Below are 19,976 nucleotides of genomic sequence, written 5' to 3'. Positions count from 1 at the left end.
TGCGTTATAGTAAAATGCTTATGATTTTGGCTAATCCGTTGGGTTTAGTCGTGTCGAAATGGACGATTCTTGTCTTTGATTAAAGAAAGACTGATGGGTCGTCTGGATAGGCATTACACAGAAAAGGAAAATTTATGGCAAATTGGTTTGAAAATAATTCATTGTCCATTGGGCGTACGCCCCTGGTGCGTCTTAACCGGGTGACTGACGGCGCACCGGCATTGGTATTGGCAAAAATTGAAGGACGTAATCCGGCGTATTCGGTGAAATGCCGCATTGGCGCTGCAATGATTGACGATGCGGAACGCCGGGGATTACTCGGTCCTGGGAAAGAAATTGTCGAGCCGACCAGCGGAAATACCGGCATTGCGCTGGCTTTCGTTGCGGCCGCGCGGGCGATTCCGCTAACCTTGACAATGCCGGAAACGATGAGTGTGGAGCGTCGTAAATTACTGGTTGCGTTGGGCGCCAAATTGGAATTAACCGAAGGAGCGCGCGGGATGAACGGCGCTTTGGCGAAAGCGGAAGAGATTGTTGCTTCTGATCCGGGCCGTTATGTGTTGTTGCAACAGTTCAGAAATCCAGCCAATCCGGCTATCCATGAAAAAACGACTGGTCCGGAAATATGGGATGATACCGATGGCGCCGTCGATATTTTTGTAGCGGGCGTGGGAACCGGTGGCACGATTACCGGTGTTTCCCGTTATATCAAGCAAACCAAAGGCAAAGCCATCACGTCGGTGGCGGTTGAACCCGCGGCGAGCGCGGTGCTGTCACAGAAACGCGCGGGTGTGTCATTAGCGCCTGGGCCGCATAAAATTCAGGGAATTGGTGCAGGTTTTGTGCCCGATAACCTGGATCTTTCATTAGTCGATGAAATAGAACAAGTCAGTAATGAAGAGGCGATCGTGTATGCCCAGCGCTTGGCACGGGAAGAAGGCATTCTGGCCGGTATTTCCTGTGGCGCAGCCGTAGCGGCCGCGGTGCGTCATGCCAAACGTCCGCAGAATGCAGGAAAAACCATTGTGGTTATTTTGCCGGATTCTGCTGAACGTTATCTAAGCAGTATTCTTTTTGAAGGTATGTTTGATGAGCGGGGTTTGACGACATCGTGAACGATATCAAGAAAACGCAAGATCCCCTTTTGCGGAGCGCTTATTTGGATGTGGAGAATATTGTTGCTGAGTTGCGCGCTTTGCGTATGGCCTCGCTGCAGAGCCGTAACCGGGGGCATGACAAGCCACCCAAGTTGCCGTCGCGCAAGATTCTGATGGGTGTCGCTGAGGGTTTGAGTGCGGCCTTGTTTCCTAATCGACTGGGGTCGTCGGAATTTGCGGATGAAGGCATCGATTATTATGTCGGGCATACGCTGAACATGACATTGCGCGAACTAATGGTGCAAATTCAACATGAACTGCACTATAACGCTGGCTTGGAAGTTCTCAGTAATGAAGATCGTGAACAATCTATCGCTATAACGCAGGCATTTGCCAAACGGCTACCGGAGGTCCGGAGTCTGCTGGAAAGCGATATTATTGCAGCTTATGAAGGCGATCCGGCGGCGCGTAATGTGGATGAGGTGCTGGTTTGTTATCCTGGGATAATGGCTATTACGCATTACCGGCTGGCGCATGTTTTGCATGGTCTAGGGGCGCCATTGATCGCGCGCATGTTTTCAGAAATTGCGCATTCAGTATCCGGTATAGAAATACATCCGGGTGCGCAGATTGGTGGCAGGTTCTTTATTGATCATGGTACCGGTGTGGTGATTGGTGAAACTGCGATCATTGGTCAAAATGTGCGCTTGTATCAGGCTGTCACCCTGGGAGCTAAACGTTTTCCGGTGGATGAGAATGGGGCTTTGGTGAAGGGAAATTTGCGCCACCCTATTGTTGAAGATGATGTGGTCATTTACGCAGGTGCAACAATATTGGGGCGTATTACCATAGGACGAGGCTCGACGATTGGCGGTAATGTGTGGTTGACGCGCAGTGTGCCGCCGGGCAGTAATATTTCACAAGCCCAGATGCGGCAAGAAGTGTTCGAGGGCGGTGCCGGGATTTAAATAGCATTGCCCGAAACCAAATGGGTCATTTTTATTTTATCGCAACATAATAATAAGTTGCAGGTTCATATCCTGTTGAATCAAAATTGGGTATCGGTGGGATTACCGATCTGCTGCTTTGAGAGGTGAGTATGACTACGAACAAAATAATTCTCACGCTGGACGACGCCAAGAAAATAGCCGCAGGTGCAGAAGCGGAAGCCAAGCGGAATGAATGGCCAGTTGTCATTGTTATCGTGGATGACGGCGGTCATTTGCTCTACTTGCAACGCCTTGATCATACCCAATTCGGCAGTATTAACGTGGCCATTGAAAAAGCGCGTGCCGCCATTGCATTTCGCCGCCCAACTAAAATCTGGGAAGAAAATATTGCGGAAGGACGCCTGAGGTATCTGAATTTACCCGGCACATTGCCCATTGAAGGCGGATTGCCGATTACTGTCAACAATCAATTTGTCGGCGCGATCGGTGTCAGTGGTGTACGATCATTCGAGGATGCGCAGATTGCGCAAGCCGGGATTGATGCACTGTTATTATAGAACGGGAGTATTCGAAGTTCGGTATGGTTTCTACGGGTGCGTCTCTTCATCGGTTTGGGTTAAATAGATGAGGGTGATACCAATTATCGCAACTAAGCGGAATGCAGCTTGTTGTCCATTGGCCGTTTCTGATTGCCACATCAGGAACCATTCTCCGCCAATCGTCATCAATCCCGTAAACCACAGAATAAAACCGAGTGTTAATCCCAGGATTGCCAGACCTTTTGCCTGATTAAAGGAAGCGGGATCTTTAAGGTTTTGAGATAAACGCAAACCGCCCAGCCAGCCAAGTCCCGCAATGACGACTTCCATTCCAATGATAAGACCATAAACCGTATGATGAATGAGTGGGGAATGCATAGCCCGCCACATTCCCTGGTTATCAGGAAAGGTTGTATCCATCGTAAGGACGTGAGTCACGAGGGAAAAATTAGAGTTGTAATCAGTCAGATTGTTGAATGCTACCAGCGAGGCATACAGTGCAAAAGCCAAGACCATCACTGTTTTTGATAATCTCGTATACATGGCGTTAAAGATTGGATGCGACTAATAAATTATTGCTTAATATTATCGGAGGAAGTTGTGCGGGTTAGTATAAGCGATAAAAATTAACCCAGCCTGATCGCTGAACCCGGAACAGGCGCGTTCCGGCCGGATTAATTTAATAACGCTAGATTGCAAGAAACTTAGGATGCTTGCTGGATACCTGCCAATAACCAGGTGGCATCAGAATTCCTCAGATCTTTCTGTACATGCCAGATTTCATCAAATGCTTCTGGTTCGCCATTGGGTGCATCGCGTAGCTGACCGGTGAAGCGGACACTGGCGATTGCCAAATCATTGGTGGTTTCAACTTCCAGCAGATTGGCATCAATAAACAGTACTTCCGTTTTCTGCTGCGTATCACCTCGTTCATTTATTTGCGCACTGATTTCCGCAAACATTTCGGGGGTTGTGTAGTCACGGATTTCATTGACATCGCCATGGTCATGCGCAGTTTGTAAGCGCATGAACGAAGCCTTTGCATTGCGTATGAATGGTTCCACTTTAAAGTCTGCCGGAATATTCGGCTGACGGTAAGTAGTTTCGCTGCTATCCGCTGTTGCGGTTCCTGCTGGTGTGGTAAATGGCGGCGTGTTAAAGCGATCTTGCGTGTTTGTATTGGTGCCTGAATATTGCATCGAAGGCGTGGATTCCGCAGTTTTGGGTTTACGCAGCATGCGGATAACAAAGAACGCAGCGCCGATTAGTAACGCCAGCATGACCATATCCATCATGTTGATGTTCTCAAACGCGCCACCCATAAAGAGCGCGGCCAGTAAACCACCGGCTGCAAGACCTGCCAGTGCGCCCCCCCATTTACTTCCACCGCCTGCAGCTGCTGCCGCAGGTGCGGCTGCCGGGGATTTCTGGGAATTAGGTGCAGCTTGCTGCTGGTTAACCGATTGACGTTGTGTGCCTATATTTTTCCCGCCGCCCATACGCTTTGCTTCCGCATCAAAAGCAAGCAACCCGAAACTGAATATAGCCAAGGTCAGAAAGGTGAGTGTTTGCTTCATAGTTGTATCTCCCAAACTGTTATTAAAGTAATCAGTATAGCACCGGGTTTGCGTTGGCAGCTATACTGAATTTTTTGATGCCCTAGTATCTTGTCTGGCGTTGGGTAATTTCCTATTGAAACAAATGCTTAATCGATTGTTTCTAGCGCAGCAGGATCAAGCGGGGTATTGCATCACTGCCGATCCATACAATCGCATTCTGATCAAATTGCTGTCCCAATGTTTGAGCGGTATTCAGATCCAGTCCGGGCACAAAAAAACTTTTTTCTGCAGGCCAACTGTCAGCCGGATCAGTATTTAAGCAGTCAATGATCGGATAAGAATGGCGATGCAATAAATTCCTGAGTGATTCGTGCGCAGCACAGTTTTTTTCATTGCTTAACCGCCGACTGTATGGATTATAGGCGCTGATAATAGCCGCGCAAGACTGTCCCGAGGAAATCAGGAGTTTTGCGAGTGGTTTTGAGTATCGATCAATTCGTAGGGAAATTGAGTCAGAGTCAGAGCCAGCACCAATCTGATAATTTGCGCAAAGGTAGCCTGCAATAAGATTCTTGGCGATAACCGATTGAATCAAAATTATGTACTTGGATGAGCAACAGATCAGGTAATCAGGCTGAACTGAATCTTGTTTTTTTGCTATTCAAGTTAATGGCTACTGTGCTCATGATCATGCGAGTGGACTTTGGCTGAGCTGATGAGATTCTCATATTGCTCAGGTGTCATATGGCTCATTTTGACAACAAAAGCCGCCATCGCCCAGATCGAATCATCATCGTGACTAAGACCCCAGGCTGGCATGGCGGTCATTTTTAAGCCATTTTTTATTACCCAGAAATATTCTCTGATGTGTTCTAATTTTTTGACTGGGTCATTGACTGATTCTCGTTGATGGAAGATGGGGGCTTGTGGATACAAACCTATCGACAGTTCTGTCGGCTTCAAACCGGGGGCCAGATGGCAAGTTGTACACATGGCATTGTAGTGTACGGCACCTTTCAGCAGTACCTCTGCATCATCAAGGGGAGGTACTTCCAAGTGCTTGGCACGCGCTTCGATGGAGCTCTCACGTACCCATTCGATAATCTTTTCCGTGATGCCCCAGTGTTTTTCTGTGGCGGCCATATTGTAAGCGCCGGATCCAAGGGTAATGAATGCCAGTATGAGTGATGCCAATATCAGACTAAGAATCGTTTTCATTTTTTGACCTCAACAAATGATTGGGTGTTTGCTTTCAATGGGAATGAATTTGCAATCTCTGAGTCATCAGATTTACTAATTTCCAGTTTGGTTTGAATACTGGCGTGATCAAGGTGCGGCGCAAACATTTCGATAAAATCGAAGACATAACCACGTATATAGCTGTTGCGGCTTATACCAATGCGTGTCGTACTGGGTTCAAACAGATGACTGGCATCGACAGATCTGAGGTTTTTGTCTCGTTTAGGATCAAACGCCATGTTTGCCAGTATACCAACACCTAACCCCAGTTCTACATAAGTTTTGATCACATCCGAGTCTATAGCGGTCAGCACCACATTGGGCTCCAATCCCTGGTTTGCAAACGCCTGATTGATTTTTGAGCGCCCGGTAAAAGCAAAATCATAAGTAATGATCGGATATTGAGTAATTGCTTCCAATGTGAGTTTTTTTAGCTTCAGAAGCGGGTGCTTGGGTGGCACAACGACACATCGGTTCCACTGATAACACGGTAGCAATGTCAATTCTTGAAATTGTTCAATGGCTTCCGTAGCAATCGCAATATCCGCTTCGCCCGAGGTCACTAAAGCAGAAATTTGCATCGGACTTCCTTGCCGCAGGATTAATTTGACTTTTGGGTAACGTTCTGTAAAGCGCTTGATCACCGGGGGTAAAACATAGCGTGCTTGTGTGTGTGTTGTCGCGATAGTCAGTGTGCCACCGGCTTCATTAGTAAATTCCTCCGCGATTTTTCTTAGATTATCGGCATCGCGAAGCATCCGGGTGGCCGTTTTTATGATCAATTGCCCGGGTGGCGTTATTTGCACAATACGTTTACCATTGCGCAAAAAAATATCTACGCCAAGCTCCTCCTCAAGCATTTGTATTTGCTTGCTGATGGCGGGTTGAGAGGTATGTAATTTTTTTGCCGCTCTGGATAAATTCATATTCTGATTGGCGGTTTCACATAAATAGCGAAGTTGCTGGAGTTTCATAAGTCGTGCCTGTTAATAATAAGTGGTTATATCGATCTAACATAACATTATTTTGAATTATAAAATTGTATTGTTATGATGCTATTTTTTTAAAAATAAGTAGAAAGATAGCTAATGAAATTACCTATTAGATGCATCGTGTTAGATTTCCTGATTGACTCCAGCACAGTCAAAGTAAGTAAATATTCTTTGTGATGTTCTTATTGTTCGTGTTTTGATATTTGGTACAGTTTAGCTAACTGTACCATTTCACATCAATTTTTATGTGAAATGCGTGTATTGCATTTTGTCTGTGATTAAACGGCATAAGACGATTCCCGGTTCGTTTTTTGATAGAATAGCAATATTGCTATATTTTGCCCCCAGCAGTAGTGGTAGGTATCAAACTGGCCCTTGAAAGTTGGAATTAAAACCAGGCAGTGTGATCAATGTGCAATAAATTTAAGGCGACAAATAAGAAGTTGTTTTGTGTGTCAGAATGATAAGTGGCTGTGATGGTGAGTTGCTGATTCATTGACAAGCTTCAGCGGCTTCCCGTTAATGAAACAAAGGATTGATTGATGAGTACAAATATTGAGAATAAACCTAAACAGGTCTCATGGTTTAATGGTTGTGGCGGGCGCATTGGTGTGGTGGTGGGTGAGAGTGGTGAACATGCTTATATTGGTATGGCATTAAGGCATGACGAGGATGATGATGTAAACCATATTATGAAGTATGGTGCTAAATTCCCCTTGGATGCAGCATTATTGTTGCCCGTATCCAAGCGTTACACGCAATCAGAATCCTAGATATCAGTTTAATTTCTGACTATAAAAATATTTTGTTGCATACCTACTGAGCAGCATAAATGAATATGCGGAGAAACTAAAAATGTATCGCTATGATGAGTATGATCAACGAATTGTGGATGAGCGTGTCAAGCAGTACCGTGATCAGGTACTGCGGCGTCTTTCCGGTGAGTTAACTGAGGAAGAATTCTTGCCTTTACGGCTACAAAATGGTTTGTATATGCAAATACATGCCTACATGTTACGTATTGCGGTGCCTTATGGTTTGATCTCGTCGAAGCAGATGCGCATGTTTGCCCATATTGCCCGCAAATATGATCGTAATTACGGGCATTTCACGACACGCCAGAATATTCAGTTTAATTGGCTAAAACTGGAAGATACCCCCGATATCTTGGCTGATCTGGCTTCGGTCGAAATGCATGCCATTCAGACATCCGGTAACTGCGTGCGCAATATTACATCGGATGAATTCGCCGGTGTGGCTCAGGATGAAGTGGTAGATCCACGCCCCTATGCAGAGATTTTGCGCCAGTGGAGCACTTTTCATCCGGAATTTGCTTATTTGCCGCGAAAATTTAAGATTGCCATCAGTGGTGGAAAAGAAGATCGTGCTGCTGTTTATGCGCATGACATTGGCTTATCCGTCACAAAAAATGCGCAAGGCGAAATCGGTTTCCGGGTGCTGGTGGGTGGAGGATTGGGGCGTACGCCGATCATCGGCAGTGAGATTTGTGAATTTGTGCCCTGGCAACATATCTTGACATATGTAGAATCCATTTTGCGAATCTATAACCAATATGGGCGCCGGGATAATAAATACAAAGCGCGTATCAAGATACTGGTAAAGGCGCTGGGGATTGATGAATTTAAACGTCAAGTCGAAGCCGATTGGGCGGATCTCAAGGACGGCCCCGGCACTTTAACCAGTGAGGAAGTCAATCGCGTTGCCACGTTCTTCACTGATCCGGCTTATGAAAAATTAACCGATCATGATTCGCAACTGAATGAATTCAGAGCAGATAGCCGCTCATTTTCTAACTGGATGTTACGCAATGTGAAGGCGCATCGTGTTCCCGGTTATGCGATTGTCGTCTTGTCGTTGAAGAAGCCGGGCACTGTACCCGGCGATGCTACGGCGGAACAGATGGAAGCCATCGCAGACTTGGCGGAGCGCTATAGTTTTGGTGAATTACGCATCACGCATAAACAAAATCTGGTCTTGGCGGATGTCCGGCAGAAGGATTTGATCCGTTTATGGCAAGAAGCGACTGCGCAAGAACTGACCGCGCCCAATATTGGTTTGCTGACTGATATGATTAGCTGTCCCGGCGCGGAGTTCTGCACGTTGGCCAATGCACGTTCCATACCGCTGGCACAGTTGATTGCCGAGCGTTTTGAAGATTTGGATTTTCAGCATGATATTGGTGAGATATCACTGAACATCTCAGGTTGTGTCAATGCCTGTGGACAGCATCATATCGGCAATATCGGCATTACCGGAGTGGAAAAGAAAGATCATGATGAGTGGTATCAGGTATCACTGGGCGGTGCTGAAGGTAACCTGAGTTCGATCGGAAAGATTATCGGCCCATCCTTTACATTTAACCAGGTGCCTGAAGTGATCGATCGTCTGCTTCAGGTTTATCTGCGAGAACGGTTAGAGGCTGAAAGTTTTATTGATACGGTGCGCCGCATTGGTCATGCGCCCTTTAAAGAGCATGTGTATGCAACCGATTTAACGGTCACGGAAGAAGAAATTGCAGACAAACATGTTGTGGTTCCAGCGCAATATTCAGTGCCTTATTTTTCCCCAAGGTTTTAATCAATATGATTATAAAAAATAAAACAATCGTTGCAGATGATTGGATTGTTCTGCGTTTAAATGAACAGCAGTCAGCTGAAAATGTAACGGTTGTGGAAGGTAAGGTGATTGTTCCGCTGCCAGTGTGGCTGCAGCAACGTGATGCATTGCAACACCGTGCTGAAATTGGTGTTTGGCTGGCGAGCGCCGAGCGGCCGGAGGATTTGAAAGGCGATATACACAAATTTTCTGTGATTGCAGTTGATTTTCCGAAATTCTCGGATGGCCGTGGTTATTCAATAGCCTATAACTTGCGTGCGCGCCTCGGGTATACAGGGGAATTGCGGGCGATCGGTGATGTCTTGCGTGATCAATTATTTTATATGCAGCGCGTGGGTTTTGATGCTTTTGCAACACGCCCGGATCGTAACATTGAAGACGTATTAAAAGGATTGACTGATTTTTCTGAAGTTTATCAAACTTCTTTTGATCAGAAACTGCCATTATTCCGGCGAGTTCAGCGCAAGGGAAATCCGGCGGCGGATATGGTCAATGAGTGAGTTGCAGCACAGGATTGAGCAGGTTGTTGCAATCCTGACCGAAACAGTGCGCGACTTCGCACCGGTTACCTTTGCGAACAGCCTGGGCGCTGAGGATATGGTGTTGACTGATATCATTGACCGGTATCAGCTTGCTATTGATATGTTCAGTCTGGATACCGGGCGGTTGCCGCAAGAAACCTATGATTTAATGCAAACAGTGCGCGAACGGTACAAAACGACACTGCGCATCTATTTCCCCAATGTAAAACAAGTGGAAGCCTATGTGGCCGAGAATGGTGTCAATGGTTTCTATCAAAGCATCGAGCTGCGTAAAGCCTGCTGCCATATCCGTAAAGTAGAGCCATTACGCCGCGCTTTACAAGGTAAGCGTGCCTGGGTGACTGGGATACGGCACGAGCAGGCAACCAGCCGATTGAGTTTGAAGGTATCTGCCTATGATATGGGCAATCGTATGCAAAAAGTGAACCCGTTGCTGGAATGGTCTAACGCGGAAGTCTGGGAATATCTGAAGCACTATGAAGTGCCTTATAACAAGCTGCACGATAAGTTTTATCCCAGTATCGGTTGCGCACCTTGTACGCGTGCGATTACACCGGGTGAAGATATCCGTTCCGGACGTTGGTGGTGGGAAACGCCGGAAACGAAAGAATGTGGATTGCATACCGGCAAGGTTATTCCGTTAAAATAGATACGATTGCTAGTAATGTCATGAATCCTTTTTTGCAAACTGCGTGACTAGGATTTGCCTTAAACTGAGTATTAAGAGAAAGAAAATGAACAACCATCCCTTTACCCATCTTGATGCGCTGGAAAGCGAAGCGATCCATATTATGCGCGAAGTGGCGGCAGAATGCGCCAATCCCGTTCTGCTGTTCTCCGGTGGTAAGGATTCCATTGTTTTGTTGCGCTTGGCTGAGAAAGCATTTCGTCCCGGGCGCTTCCCGTTTCCTCTGATGCATATTGATACGGAACATAACTTTCCTGAGGTCATCGAATTTCGTGATCGTCGCGTCAAAGAGCTGGGTGAGCGATTGATTGTGCGCAGTATGGAAGACTCGATTAAAAAGGGTAGAGTAGTGTTGCGCTCTGAGACTCAGAGCCGCAATGCTTTTCAATCGGTGACGTTGCTGGATGCCATTGCAGAGTTTAAATTTGATGCGTGTATCGGTGGCGCACGCCGGGATGAAGAAAAAGCGCGCGCCAAAGAACGAATCTTTTCATTCCGCGATGAATTTGGTCAATGGGATCCCAAAAATCAGCGTCCGGAGTTATGGGATCTTTATAATACCCGGACACATTCCGGCGAGAATATCCGAGTGTTCCCAATCAGCAATTGGACTGAACTGGATGTGTGGGAATATATCTCGCGCGAGAATCTGGAAGTGCCCGAGATTTATTTTGCCCATACGCGCGAAGTGATCCGGCGTGCTGCGGGTTTGTTGCCGGTTTCTCATCTGGTGCAGCCGCAAGCGGGTGAGAAAATTGAGCAAATGACGGTGCGCTTTCGTACCGTGGGTGATATGAGCTGCACTTGTCCGGTAGAATCTGATGCTGCTAATGTGGATGAAATCATTGCGGAGACAGCGATGACGAGAATTACTGAACGTGGTGCCACCCGAATGGACGACCAGACGTCGGATGCATCCATGGAATTGCGCAAAAAAGAAGGTTATTTCTAATATTGATACAGTAGTGGTGGTGATTGGCTGAAAGAACACCGCATTCAGTCAATTGAATAAACCGTTTTCTACTATTCCAGACCACTTGTTTTTATTTTTTGCGGTGATACGAATTTCCAGAAGGCTTCTAAATGTCGGCAATTGAAAAAATTTCGTTTGATCAAACCGGGTTATTACGCTTTATTACAGCCGGTAGTGTGGATGACGGTAAAAGTACTTTGATTGGCCGCTTACTGCATGATTCAAAGTCTATTTTTGAAGATCAGTTAACCTCCATTACCAACACGACACGTAAGCGTGGGTCGGAAGGTGTCGACTTGTCTTTGCTGACTGACGGATTGCAGGCCGAACGTGAACAAGGGATAACCATCGATGTCGCTTATCGTTACTTTGCGACACCCAAACGCAAATTTATCATTGCCGATACGCCAGGCCATGAGCAATATACGCGCAATATGGTAACAGGCGCATCAACTGCCAATCTGGCCATTATTCTGATTGATGCACGCAAGGGCGTGCTCACGCAATCGCGCCGCCATGCGTATCTGGCAAGTCTGGTTGGGATTCCACATCTGGTTGTAGCCATTAACAAGATGGATCTGGTGGATTATTCTCAATCGGTATTTGAGCGTATTTGTAAGGACTTTGCCGCTTTTGCTGAAAACCTTAACCTGCATAATATAACCTATATTCCAATGTCAGCACTCAATGGGGATATGGTGGTTGAACGCGGTGATCATCTCAATTGGTATCAAAATTCAACGCTGATGGATTTGCTCGAAAATGTATCGATCGAGGATGATATCAATCGTGAAGATTTTCGTTTTCCTGTGCAATGGGTGTGCCGGCCACAAACTAAAGAACTACATGATTTCCGTGGTTATATGGGACGAATTGAATCGGGTTCCATACGCGTAGGCGATAATGTCACCTTGCTTCCATCCGGTTTAACCTCGCGCATCAAAGAAATTCTTAGGTACGAGGGTCCTATTAGTCAGGCGAATGCTCCCCAATCCATCACGTTGACCATAGAAGATCATTTAGATATTTCACGTGGCGATATGCTGGTGAAAACAGGTGATGCACCGCAGGTTAGCAAAGCGTTTGATGCGATGTTATGCTGGCTTTCCGAGCAACCGCTCGATCCAAGCCGAAAGTATCTGGTCAAGCATACGACTCGTACAGTTAAGGCAGTTATAAGCCGGATTGATTATCGTGTCGATGTGAATACTCTGGATCACCAAACGGTGAGTACTTTAAATATGAATGATATTGCCCATGTTGGACTGAAAGTACAGTCGCCGATTGTCTGCGACGAGTACGCACGCAATCGTGCGACCGGGTGTTTTATTGTCATTGATGAAAGCAGTAATAATACGGTGGCAGCCGGAATGATTTCTCCTGCTTGAAAGAGAAGCGCAAATCGAAAAAAGGACAAACTGTCATGTTGATGTCCGCTTCCTGATTAAAAGAAACTAACAGAATGAACTTAATTCAAGATACACATCAGGAACTAAAAGGATTTACTATCCTGGTAGTCGAAGATAATGAACTGAACCAAATGGTTGCGAAAGGATTGCTGGAATACAATGGCGCGTCTGTAGCTATTGCGAATCATGGAAAAGAAGCATTGGAGATATTGCGTAACGAAAAAATGGATTGTGTGTTGATGGACATTCAAATGCCCGTCATGGATGGTCTGGAAGCTACGCAAATGATTCGTGCCAATGCGCAATGGGCAGATTTATTGATTATAGCGGTAACAGCCAATGCAGACCATCAGTATAAGGATTTGTGCCGGAGTGTTGGCATGAATGATTTTCTAACTAAGCCAATCAATCCTGAATTACTAGTCAATACGCTATTAAAATGGCTGGTTCCGAAACAGGATAGTAAGGCGCGTATAGATGGCAGTAATTAGTAATAGGATTGTATTAGACACAGAGATTGATGATTGAATGGTTCTTGTACGATGAATCAGTGGCATTATAGTGGGCTTTAACAACGATTCGAATGAATAAAGTGAAGCAGACACGTGTGTTGGTGCTCGATGACGATAAATTCATGCTGGAGTTTGTTAGTCATTTATTGAGAGAGCTGGGTGTCAATGAAGTGTTGGTTGCGGAAGATGGCAAAGCAGGCCTATTTGTACTGTCTGCACAAGTCGCTGCGATTGATCTGCTAATTTGTGACATAGAAATGCCGGGGATGGATGGCATTGAGTTTCTGCGCAACATAGCTGATCAAAATTATAGGGGCAGGATTGTATTATTTTCAGGGATAAACCCTGATTTGCTCAAAGCAACAGAACGTTTGGCCACTGCACGTGGATTGAATATCATTGGTACATTGGCTAAACCGGTTACAGTGGGTTCTTTGGCAGCGATACTGGAACAGCTCGCTTCGCCAGCCTTGAAAAGCATTGATTCATTCCGGATGAGACAGATCTTTGATGTAGAAGAGATTAAACAAGCACTGATTGCTGATCATATTGACTTATTTTACCAACCAAAAGTTGCTGTTTCCAGCGGTCATGTGACAAGCGTTGAATGCCTGGCACGCTGGCGCCATGCAGAATACGGTTACGTTTCACCGGACAGTTTTATTCCAGTTATCGAGCAGTGTGGGTTGATTAATGAATTGACTCGCAATGTTTTAACAAAAGCCGCTCAGCAATTGGATGTGTGGTTACAGCAAGGGCTGGACTTAAAGGTTTCCGTCAATGTTTCAATGGAAAATCTGGATCGATTTAATTTACCTGAGGTTTATGAAAAAGCGGTGCGTGATTGTAATGTGCCGATTGACCGCATGATTCTGGAAATCACTGAAAGCAAATTGGGAAAAGACTTTGCGCAAACTCTGGATATTCTGACACGGATAAGACTTAAAGGTTTTGGATTGGCCATTGATGATTTTGGCACAGGTTATTCGTCTATGGAAACGCTAAAGCATATGCCCTTTACGGAACTCAAAGTAGACCGAATTTTTGCGCATGGTGCTGCGGCAGATCCAGCCACTCGCGCAATGCTTGAGTCGAGTATAAAATTAGGCAGGGTTTTTGGCTTGAATGTGGTGGTGGAAGGAATTGAAATTAAAGCAGACTACGAACTGGCCGCAGCGCTTGGCTGTGATGAGATTCAAGGTTATTTCATTGCAAAACCGATGCCGCCCGATGAATTTATCAAGTGGCTATCTGAGTATGAAAAAATAAATCACAGGCATTGATAAAGATTCAGTGCCTTGCACAAATTGCTCACAATAACTACAAGTATTATCAGAAATAATAACGACCTGTACTGGTGTTAGAAATAAATAATAAAATTTTGAACGATTGATTATGACAAAAATAGATGCCACGCTGCACATGCAACAAGAAACAACGATAACTTCATCGAATTTTAACTTTGGCTTCACAATTACCGATCTCTACCGTCGCAGTGGTTTGGTCAAACTGGATCAGATATTTCTGGATTTTCTTCGTACCGGCGATGAATCACTGTGTAAAAAGCTGGAATATGCGCGCGTGCATCCCGATGAATTGCTACCGAAAGATGATTCTGCATTATTGATAGAGATTGCGCCTTGGGTGGAAGATTTTATTGCCCGGTTGTTTAATATAGAGACGGAAGTGCAACAACTGGCTGCAAAGCATCATGAGCTGGCCCCGTTATATTTCTGTAAACGGCAATTTGTTCAGCGCCGGGCCAAAGGAAAAGTCAGCGATGAAGAATTGGCTGGTATCGATGGGTTGGCACTAGAAAAAGAATTGGCGGCAGAGTTTGGTGGAACCTTTTCAGAATTGGTTTTTGCCACCCATGTGACGCAATGGATGGATGCAGAAGCAGAGAATGAGTTGCGGTTAAACAAGGCGTTGCACTATGCGGCCTGGGCACTGAGGACACCTGCCGGACAACAACATACGCAGCAGGGTATTTTATTCAAGTCGCCAGCGAAATTAGATTTTCAACATTTATTGTCCCTGGATACGGATGAATCAGCCGGATACCGGGTGCATCGGCTTGGGCATTTACGTGAGCGTAACGGCTTTGCGCTGACCGATGCGGGTACTGATCTCATGGGTGCGCTGGATGAAGCCAATTACTGCATCTGGTGCCACGAGCAAGGTAAAGATTCGTGTTCCAAAGGTTTGATACAAAAATCCAAATCGCCGGATGAACCGCCTACCTTCAAGAGAAGTGAATTGGGCGCCTTGTTGGCAGGTTGTCCCTTGGAGGAACGCATTTCCGAATTTCATAAACTCAAGACGCAAGGTGTCGCGGTAGGTAGTCTGGCGATGATTGCGCTGGATAATCCGATGTGTGCCGGAACCGGTCATCGTATTTGTAATGATTGTATGAAATCCTGCATTTATCAAAAGCAGGAGCCGGTTGATATCCCGCAAGCCGAAACACGGACGTTGAAAGATGTGTTGGCGCTACCCTGGGGATTTGAGATCTATAGCTTATTGACACGCTGGAATCCCTTGAATCTGCGCCGGCCGGTACCGAAACCGGCATCTGGCCGCAAGGTTTTGGTGGTTGGAATGGGACCTGCCGGTTATACGCTGGCGCATCATTTAATGAATGAGGGTCATACCGTCGTAGGAATTGATGGACTTAAGATCGAACCTCTGCCAGAAGAAATCTCGGGTGTGAATCAACAGGGTGAACGTGTACCATTTAAAGCGATTCGTATTGCCAGCATTCTGGAGGAGAATTTGGATCAGCGCATGCCGGCTGGTTTCGGCGGCGTGGCTGAGTACGGAATTACCGTGCGCTGGAACAAAAATTTTCTGAAATTAATTCGTCTGTTATTGGAGCGCCGGGAAGAATTTGCCTTGTTCGGAGGGGTGCGTTTTGGCGGCACCTTGACGACCGAAGACGCGTTTGCCATGGGTTTTGATCATGTTGCACTAGCAGCGGGCGCAGGACGCCCTACCGTGTTGGATTTGCCGAATGGATTGGCACGCGGTGTCCGCGCGGCATCGGATTTTCTGATGGGGCTGCAATTAACGGGTGCTGCACAGAGTGATTCCATTGCCAATATGCAATTACGCTTGCCGGTGGTGGTGATCGGCGGTGGTTTGACGGCTATCGATACGGCGACTGAGGCGCTGGCCTATTATCCATTACAAGTAGAAAAATTTTTGCAACGCTATGAAATTTTGTCGGCTGCGAAGGGAGAGGCTAATGTTCGTGAGGCTTGGGATGCTGAAGAAAAAGAGATTGCAGAAGAATTTCTGAGTCATGGACGAGCCATACGGGCGGAACGCCAAGCTGCACAACAGGAAGGAAGGACGCCGGGTGTTATCAAATTACTGCAATCCTGGGGTGGCGCAACCCTAGCCTACCGGAAACGCCTCGCAGACAGTCCTTCCTATACGTTGAATCATGAAGAAGTTGAGAAGGCTCTGGAAGAAGGTATCTGGTTTGCCGAAGGTATGATACCGGTGCGGGTCAATGTGGATGCTTGGGGGCATACGCAATCGGTAAGGTTTTCGGTGCAGAAGCGGGATGAAACTGGACAGTGGCATGATGCTGGCGAAGTGGAATTACCGGCGCGTGCCTTGCTGGTTGCTGCGGGAACTCAGCCTAATACGGTGTTGGCGCGGGAGGATGACAAACAATTTAAGCTCAATGGTCGTTATTTTGCGGCTTGCGACGAAGAAGGCAATCCGGTGCAACCGGCGTATGCCAATCCCAAACCGGAGACACCGATGGTGCTACTCAGTCGCTACGGAGATAGCCAAGATGGACGTTTCATCAGTTTCTTCGGTGATTTGCATCCATCTTATTCTGGTAACGTAGTGAAAGCGATGTCCAGTGCCAAGCAAGGTTACCCGGTGGTGAGCCGAGTGCTGGAACGCGTTAAGCCAAAATCGGATCAGCCAGCAGAACATTTCTTTGCGCAACTGAATAGTCAGTTGCGGGCAACAATTTATAAAGTGGAAAGACTGACTCCCAATATTATCGAAGTGGTAGTGCATGCGCCGATGGCGGCAGAACATTTTCAACCGGGCCAGTTTTATCGGTTCCAGAACTATGCCACGCTGGCAACCGTTGCTGGCGATACTCGATTAGCAATGGAAGGCCTTGCATTGACGGGGGCATCCGTAGATATTGAACGCGGTTTGGTTTCACTCATTGTTTTGGAAATGGGCGGATCTTCTAATCTGTGCACGTTGTTGAAACCGGGCGAACCAGTTGTGCTGATGGGCCCCACCGGCACGCCGACAGAAATTCCAGCGGGTAAAACCGTGGTGCTAGTGGGTGGCGGTTTGGGTAACGCGGTGCTATTTTCTATTGGCGCAGCGGCACGTGCTGCCGGATCGAAGGTTTTATATTTTGCAGGTTATAAAAAGCTCATTGATCGCTATAAGGTGGCCGAAATTGAAGCGGCAGCGGATATCGTCGTATGGTGCTGTGACGAATCTCCAGGCTTTGAAGCAACGCGTCCGCAGGATAAAAGCTATGTGGGTAATATCGTACAATCCATGGTTGCTTATGGCAGCGGTGAATTAGGCGTGCAACCGGTGGCATTGGCTGAAGCCGACCATATTATTGCGATTGGTTCAGACCGCATGATGGCTGCAGTAGGCCTGGCGCGTCATAACCAATTGAAGCCTTACTTAAAAGCAGATCATTTTGCCATTGGCTCAATTAACTCTCCGATGCAGTGCATGATGAAGGAAATTTGTGCGCAGTGCCTGCAACCGCATCAGGATCCTGAAACTGGAAAAATTACTTACGTATTTTCTTGTTTTAATCAGGATCAACCGTTGGATCAGGTGGATTTCCCCGGACTGGCAATGCGCTTACGTCAGAATACGGTGCAGGAGAAGTTGACAAATCAATGGATCGGACGTTGTGTAAACGGCTTGGGATAAAATATTTTGTTTGGGCTTGGATTTTTACACAGGATTTTGCAACGATCTCGGAGGGTAAAATAAAGTGACTGAGCGAGCAGAGAAAGCGCCATTGCGGGAGGAGCCCGTAGCAGTTGATATGGCAGCATTGCGTCAGATGTTTCATAACAATAATGCGTTGGTGCGAAAATTCGGGCTTAAATTCATTGAAGTTGCCAATGACACGTTAGCGGAAATGAAAGAGGCGCAGTCTAAAAAAGACTTGCCAACACTCGGTCGTTTAGGGCATAAACTAAAATCTTCTGCCAGAACAATCGGTGCCTCAAGTTTCGCTGATTTATGTGAAGGGCTTGAGAAAGCCAATACCGACAGTAATTGGTCCGATGCGGAGTCATTGCTGGAAAAGATCCCGTCTTTACTGGAAAAGATTACGCAACAATTAGAAAACGAATTCAGTGAAATGAGTGATTAAGATCCCCCGAAGGGAAGTGAGTGATCAGAAAATCAAGCAATATCAAGTTTTTCCTAATCCATGTAATGCATTACGTGCAAATTGATTTATAATTCGCAGTTCGTTAAAAGAATTCAGGGCGTCTCTAAAAATTCAAAGTTCTAAACAACACGAGGCACGAGCAACAAAGTGTTGAGATGTAATTTGGATTTTTTAGAGCTGCCCTTGAGCACAAATTTTGGTTTTTGTTTGTAAGCAGGTTGGCAAGAAAAGGGAGATCATCAATGCATATAGGCATACCAGCAGAGATTCGCGGCGGAGAAACGCGTGTAGCAGCGACACCGGAGACCGTGAAAAAATATACTGCCAAGGGTGTTCATAAAGTTTTAGTGCAGTCAGGTGCTGGCGCAGGTGCCAGTATACCGGACTCCGCCTATCAAGAGGCGGGGGCAACGATAGTCACTGATGTGGCAGAGTTGTATGCGCAATCACAGATTGTACTCAAGGTACGTGGCCCGGAATCCAGCGAATTAGCGATGGTGCGTAAGGATGCTGTATTGCTGGGTCTTTTGTCGCCGCATCATAAAGAGGGCGTTGACGCATTGGTTCAACATGGATTGACTGCATTCGCGATGGAGAAGTTGCCCCGTATTTCGCGTGCGCAGAATATGGACGTTTTATCCTCACAGGCAAATATTGCGGGCTATAAAGCAGTGATCATGGCGGCAAACGTTTATCAACGGTTCTTCCCCATGCTGATGACGGCAGCGGGTACGGTGAAAGCAGCGCGCGTTCTGATTTTGGGCGCGGGTGTGGCTGGTTTGCAAGCGATTGCAACAGCGAAAAGGCTGGGCGCCGTGGTTGAAGCTTTTGATGTGCGGCCGGCAGTCAAAGAGCAAGTGGAAAGCTTGGGTGCCAAATTTGTAGAAGTGCCACTCAGTGAGGAAGAAAAAGCCAAAGCTGAAACCGCGGGCGGCTATGCGACCGAGATGTCGGAAGACTATAAACGGCGTCAGGGTGAGTTGGTGCATGAACGCGCGAGCGCTGCGGATATCATCATTACAACCGCGTTAATTCCCGGTCGTCCGGCACCTGTTTTGATCAAGGAAGAAACCGTGCAAGCGATGAAACCAGGTTCGGTAATTGTGGATATGGCGGTTGAAGCAGGGGGCAATTGCCCGTTATCCGAATTGGATAAAACGGTCGTTAAACACGGCGTGCATTTGATTGGTATTGCAAATCTTCCGGGCTTAGTGGCAGCGGATTCCAGTACCTTGTATGCACGAAACCTAATGAATTTTCTGAATTTGATGCTGGATCCAGAAAGCGGTGAACTTAAAATAGATCGTTCGGATGAGGTTATTGCAGGGACATTGCTTTGCTCGGGCGGAGAAATCGCCAGTAAAGCATAATCGGCAACGGACTCAAAAAGCACGCAATATTAATTGCTACATTTAGAACGTAC

The 19,976-nt window shown here is 46.5% G+C and carries 19 protein-coding genes; 14 read left to right on the top strand and 5 right to left on the bottom strand.

From position 1 onward, the window contains the following. The first annotated feature begins 134 nt into the window (after window positions 1-134). The 3 genes from cysK (at window position 135) to K2P83_RS06425 (ending at window position 2,604) form a co-directional block, all read left to right on the top strand. A complete protein-coding gene (gene cysK / locus K2P83_RS06435) occupies window positions 135-1,115 on the top strand; it encodes a cysteine synthase A (RefSeq protein ID WP_292927443.1) in 981 nt (326 codons plus the stop codon). 86 nt (window positions 1,116-1,201) lie between these two features. Then, entirely contained in the window at window positions 1,202-2,065 is an 864-nt protein-coding gene (gene epsC, locus K2P83_RS06430) for a serine O-acetyltransferase EpsC (protein WP_292927495.1), read from the top strand. A gap of 131 nt (window positions 2,066-2,196) precedes the next feature. Further along, window positions 2,197-2,604 (top strand): heme-binding protein, encoded by a 408-nt coding sequence (locus K2P83_RS06425; RefSeq protein ID WP_292927441.1) that lies wholly within the window; start codon window positions 2,197-2,199, stop codon window positions 2,602-2,604. 30 nt (window positions 2,605-2,634) lie between these two features. Here the strand turns inward: K2P83_RS06425 and K2P83_RS06420 are convergent, their stop codons facing one another. The 5 genes from K2P83_RS06420 to cysB form a co-directional block, all read right to left on the bottom strand. After that, a complete protein-coding gene (locus K2P83_RS06420; RefSeq protein ID WP_292927439.1) occupies window positions 2,635-3,129 on the bottom strand; it encodes a DUF2165 domain-containing protein in 495 nt (164 codons plus the stop codon). Between the two features lie 161 nt (window positions 3,130-3,290). Beyond that, complete coding sequence (locus K2P83_RS06415) at window positions 3,291-4,163, bottom strand: Tim44-like domain-containing protein (RefSeq protein ID WP_292927437.1); 873 nt, start codon at window positions 4,161-4,163, stop codon at window positions 3,291-3,293. Between the two features lie 142 nt (window positions 4,164-4,305). Then, entirely contained in the window at window positions 4,306-4,740 is a 435-nt protein-coding gene (locus K2P83_RS06410; protein WP_292927435.1) for a DUF3293 domain-containing protein, read from the bottom strand. A 71-nt stretch (window positions 4,741-4,811) separates the two neighbouring features. After that, window positions 4,812-5,363, bottom strand: a complete 552-nt coding sequence (locus K2P83_RS06405; RefSeq protein ID WP_292927433.1) for a cytochrome c — start codon at window positions 5,361-5,363, stop codon at window positions 4,812-4,814. Next, window positions 5,360-6,358 carry an HTH-type transcriptional regulator CysB gene (gene cysB, locus K2P83_RS06400; protein ID WP_292927431.1) on the bottom strand — a complete coding sequence of 333 codons (999 nt, stop codon included), beginning with the start codon at window positions 6,356-6,358 and terminating at the stop codon, window positions 5,360-5,362. Before cysB ends, K2P83_RS06405 begins: the two co-directional genes overlap by 4 nt. 560 nt (window positions 6,359-6,918) lie before the next feature. Here cysB and K2P83_RS06395 point away from each other — a divergent pair. From K2P83_RS06395 to K2P83_RS06345, 11 genes are all read left to right on the top strand, one after another. Continuing rightward, window positions 6,919-7,149, top strand: coding sequence for a hypothetical protein (locus K2P83_RS06395; RefSeq protein WP_013967320.1), 231 nt, complete (start codon window positions 6,919-6,921; stop codon window positions 7,147-7,149). An 82-nt stretch (window positions 7,150-7,231) separates the two neighbouring features. Next, window positions 7,232-8,974, top strand: a complete 1,743-nt coding sequence (locus K2P83_RS06390; RefSeq protein ID WP_292927425.1) for a nitrite/sulfite reductase — start codon at window positions 7,232-7,234, stop codon at window positions 8,972-8,974. 5 nt (window positions 8,975-8,979) lie between these two features. Continuing rightward, window positions 8,980-9,513, top strand: a complete 534-nt coding sequence (locus tag K2P83_RS06385) for a DUF934 domain-containing protein (protein ID WP_292927423.1) — start codon at window positions 8,980-8,982, stop codon at window positions 9,511-9,513. Then, window positions 9,506-10,204, top strand: coding sequence for a phosphoadenylyl-sulfate reductase (locus K2P83_RS06380; RefSeq protein WP_292927421.1), 699 nt, complete (start codon window positions 9,506-9,508; stop codon window positions 10,202-10,204). The genes K2P83_RS06385 and K2P83_RS06380 overlap by 8 nt, the downstream gene beginning before the upstream one ends. Window positions 10,205-10,289: 85 nt before the next feature. Continuing rightward, entirely contained in the window at window positions 10,290-11,195 is a 906-nt protein-coding gene (gene cysD, locus K2P83_RS06375) for a sulfate adenylyltransferase subunit CysD (RefSeq protein WP_292927419.1), read from the top strand. Window positions 11,196-11,326: 131 nt separating this feature from the next. Continuing rightward, the gene (gene cysN / locus K2P83_RS06370; RefSeq protein WP_292927417.1) at window positions 11,327-12,604 is read left to right on the top strand and encodes a sulfate adenylyltransferase subunit CysN; all 1,278 of its coding nucleotides are present in this window, start codon (window positions 11,327-11,329) and stop codon (window positions 12,602-12,604) included. A gap of 74 nt (window positions 12,605-12,678) precedes the next feature. Then, window positions 12,679-13,116, top strand: coding sequence for a response regulator (locus K2P83_RS06365; RefSeq protein ID WP_292927415.1), 438 nt, complete (start codon window positions 12,679-12,681; stop codon window positions 13,114-13,116). A gap of 92 nt (window positions 13,117-13,208) precedes the next feature. Continuing rightward, the gene (locus K2P83_RS06360; RefSeq protein ID WP_292927413.1) at window positions 13,209-14,420 is read left to right on the top strand and encodes an EAL domain-containing response regulator; all 1,212 of its coding nucleotides are present in this window, start codon (window positions 13,209-13,211) and stop codon (window positions 14,418-14,420) included. A 112-nt stretch (window positions 14,421-14,532) separates the two neighbouring features. Further along, window positions 14,533-18,081 (top strand): FAD-dependent oxidoreductase, encoded by a 3,549-nt coding sequence (locus K2P83_RS06355; RefSeq protein ID WP_292927411.1) that lies wholly within the window; start codon window positions 14,533-14,535, stop codon window positions 18,079-18,081. 64 nt (window positions 18,082-18,145) lie between these two features. Beyond that, the gene (locus K2P83_RS06350) at window positions 18,146-18,532 is read left to right on the top strand and encodes an Hpt domain-containing protein (RefSeq protein WP_292927409.1); all 387 of its coding nucleotides are present in this window, start codon (window positions 18,146-18,148) and stop codon (window positions 18,530-18,532) included. 263 nt (window positions 18,533-18,795) lie between these two features. Then, window positions 18,796-19,923 (top strand): Re/Si-specific NAD(P)(+) transhydrogenase subunit alpha, encoded by a 1,128-nt coding sequence (locus K2P83_RS06345; RefSeq protein ID WP_292927407.1) that lies wholly within the window; start codon window positions 18,796-18,798, stop codon window positions 19,921-19,923. The last annotated feature ends 53 nt before the right edge of the window (window positions 19,924-19,976 follow it).

The organism is Nitrosomonas sp., assembly GCF_019752415.1.
Lineage (GTDB): Bacteria > Pseudomonadota > Gammaproteobacteria > Burkholderiales > Nitrosomonadaceae > Nitrosomonas.
The sequence above is the reverse complement of the archived record's forward strand: the minus strand, read 5'-3'. Positions and strand labels throughout refer to the sequence as shown.

Bases quoted from the DNA above. Each gene is read 5' to 3' on its own strand.
- cysN (WP_292927417.1), top strand. From the start codon at position 11,327: ATGTCGGCAATTGAAAAAATTTCGTTTGATCAAACCGGGTTATTACGC.
- K2P83_RS06385 (WP_292927423.1), top strand. From the start codon at position 8,980: ATGATTATAAAAAATAAAACAATCGTTGCAGATGATTGGATTGTTCTG.
- K2P83_RS06405 (WP_292927433.1), bottom strand. From the start codon at position 5,363: ATGAAAACGATTCTTAGTCTGATATTGGCATCACTCATACTGGCATTC.
- K2P83_RS06365 (WP_292927415.1), top strand. From the start codon at position 12,679: ATGAACTTAATTCAAGATACACATCAGGAACTAAAAGGATTTACTATC.
- K2P83_RS06425 (WP_292927441.1), top strand. From the start codon at position 2,197: ATGACTACGAACAAAATAATTCTCACGCTGGACGACGCCAAGAAAATA.
- K2P83_RS06360 (WP_292927413.1), top strand. From the start codon at position 13,209: ATGAATAAAGTGAAGCAGACACGTGTGTTGGTGCTCGATGACGATAAA.
- K2P83_RS06345 (WP_292927407.1), top strand. From the start codon at position 18,796: ATGCATATAGGCATACCAGCAGAGATTCGCGGCGGAGAAACGCGTGTA.
- K2P83_RS06420 (WP_292927439.1), bottom strand. From the start codon at position 3,129: ATGTATACGAGATTATCAAAAACAGTGATGGTCTTGGCTTTTGCACTG.
- K2P83_RS06390 (WP_292927425.1), top strand. From the start codon at position 7,232: ATGTATCGCTATGATGAGTATGATCAACGAATTGTGGATGAGCGTGTC.
- K2P83_RS06415 (WP_292927437.1), bottom strand. From the start codon at position 4,163: ATGAAGCAAACACTCACCTTTCTGACCTTGGCTATATTCAGTTTCGGG.
- cysK (WP_292927443.1), top strand. From the start codon at position 135: ATGGCAAATTGGTTTGAAAATAATTCATTGTCCATTGGGCGTACGCCC.
- K2P83_RS06395 (WP_013967320.1), top strand. From the start codon at position 6,919: ATGAGTACAAATATTGAGAATAAACCTAAACAGGTCTCATGGTTTAAT.
- cysD (WP_292927419.1), top strand. From the start codon at position 10,290: ATGAACAACCATCCCTTTACCCATCTTGATGCGCTGGAAAGCGAAGCG.
- cysB (WP_292927431.1), bottom strand. From the start codon at position 6,358: ATGAAACTCCAGCAACTTCGCTATTTATGTGAAACCGCCAATCAGAAT.
- K2P83_RS06355 (WP_292927411.1), top strand. From the start codon at position 14,533: ATGACAAAAATAGATGCCACGCTGCACATGCAACAAGAAACAACGATA.
- K2P83_RS06380 (WP_292927421.1), top strand. From the start codon at position 9,506: ATGAGTGAGTTGCAGCACAGGATTGAGCAGGTTGTTGCAATCCTGACC.
- epsC (WP_292927495.1), top strand. From the start codon at position 1,202: ATGGCCTCGCTGCAGAGCCGTAACCGGGGGCATGACAAGCCACCCAAG.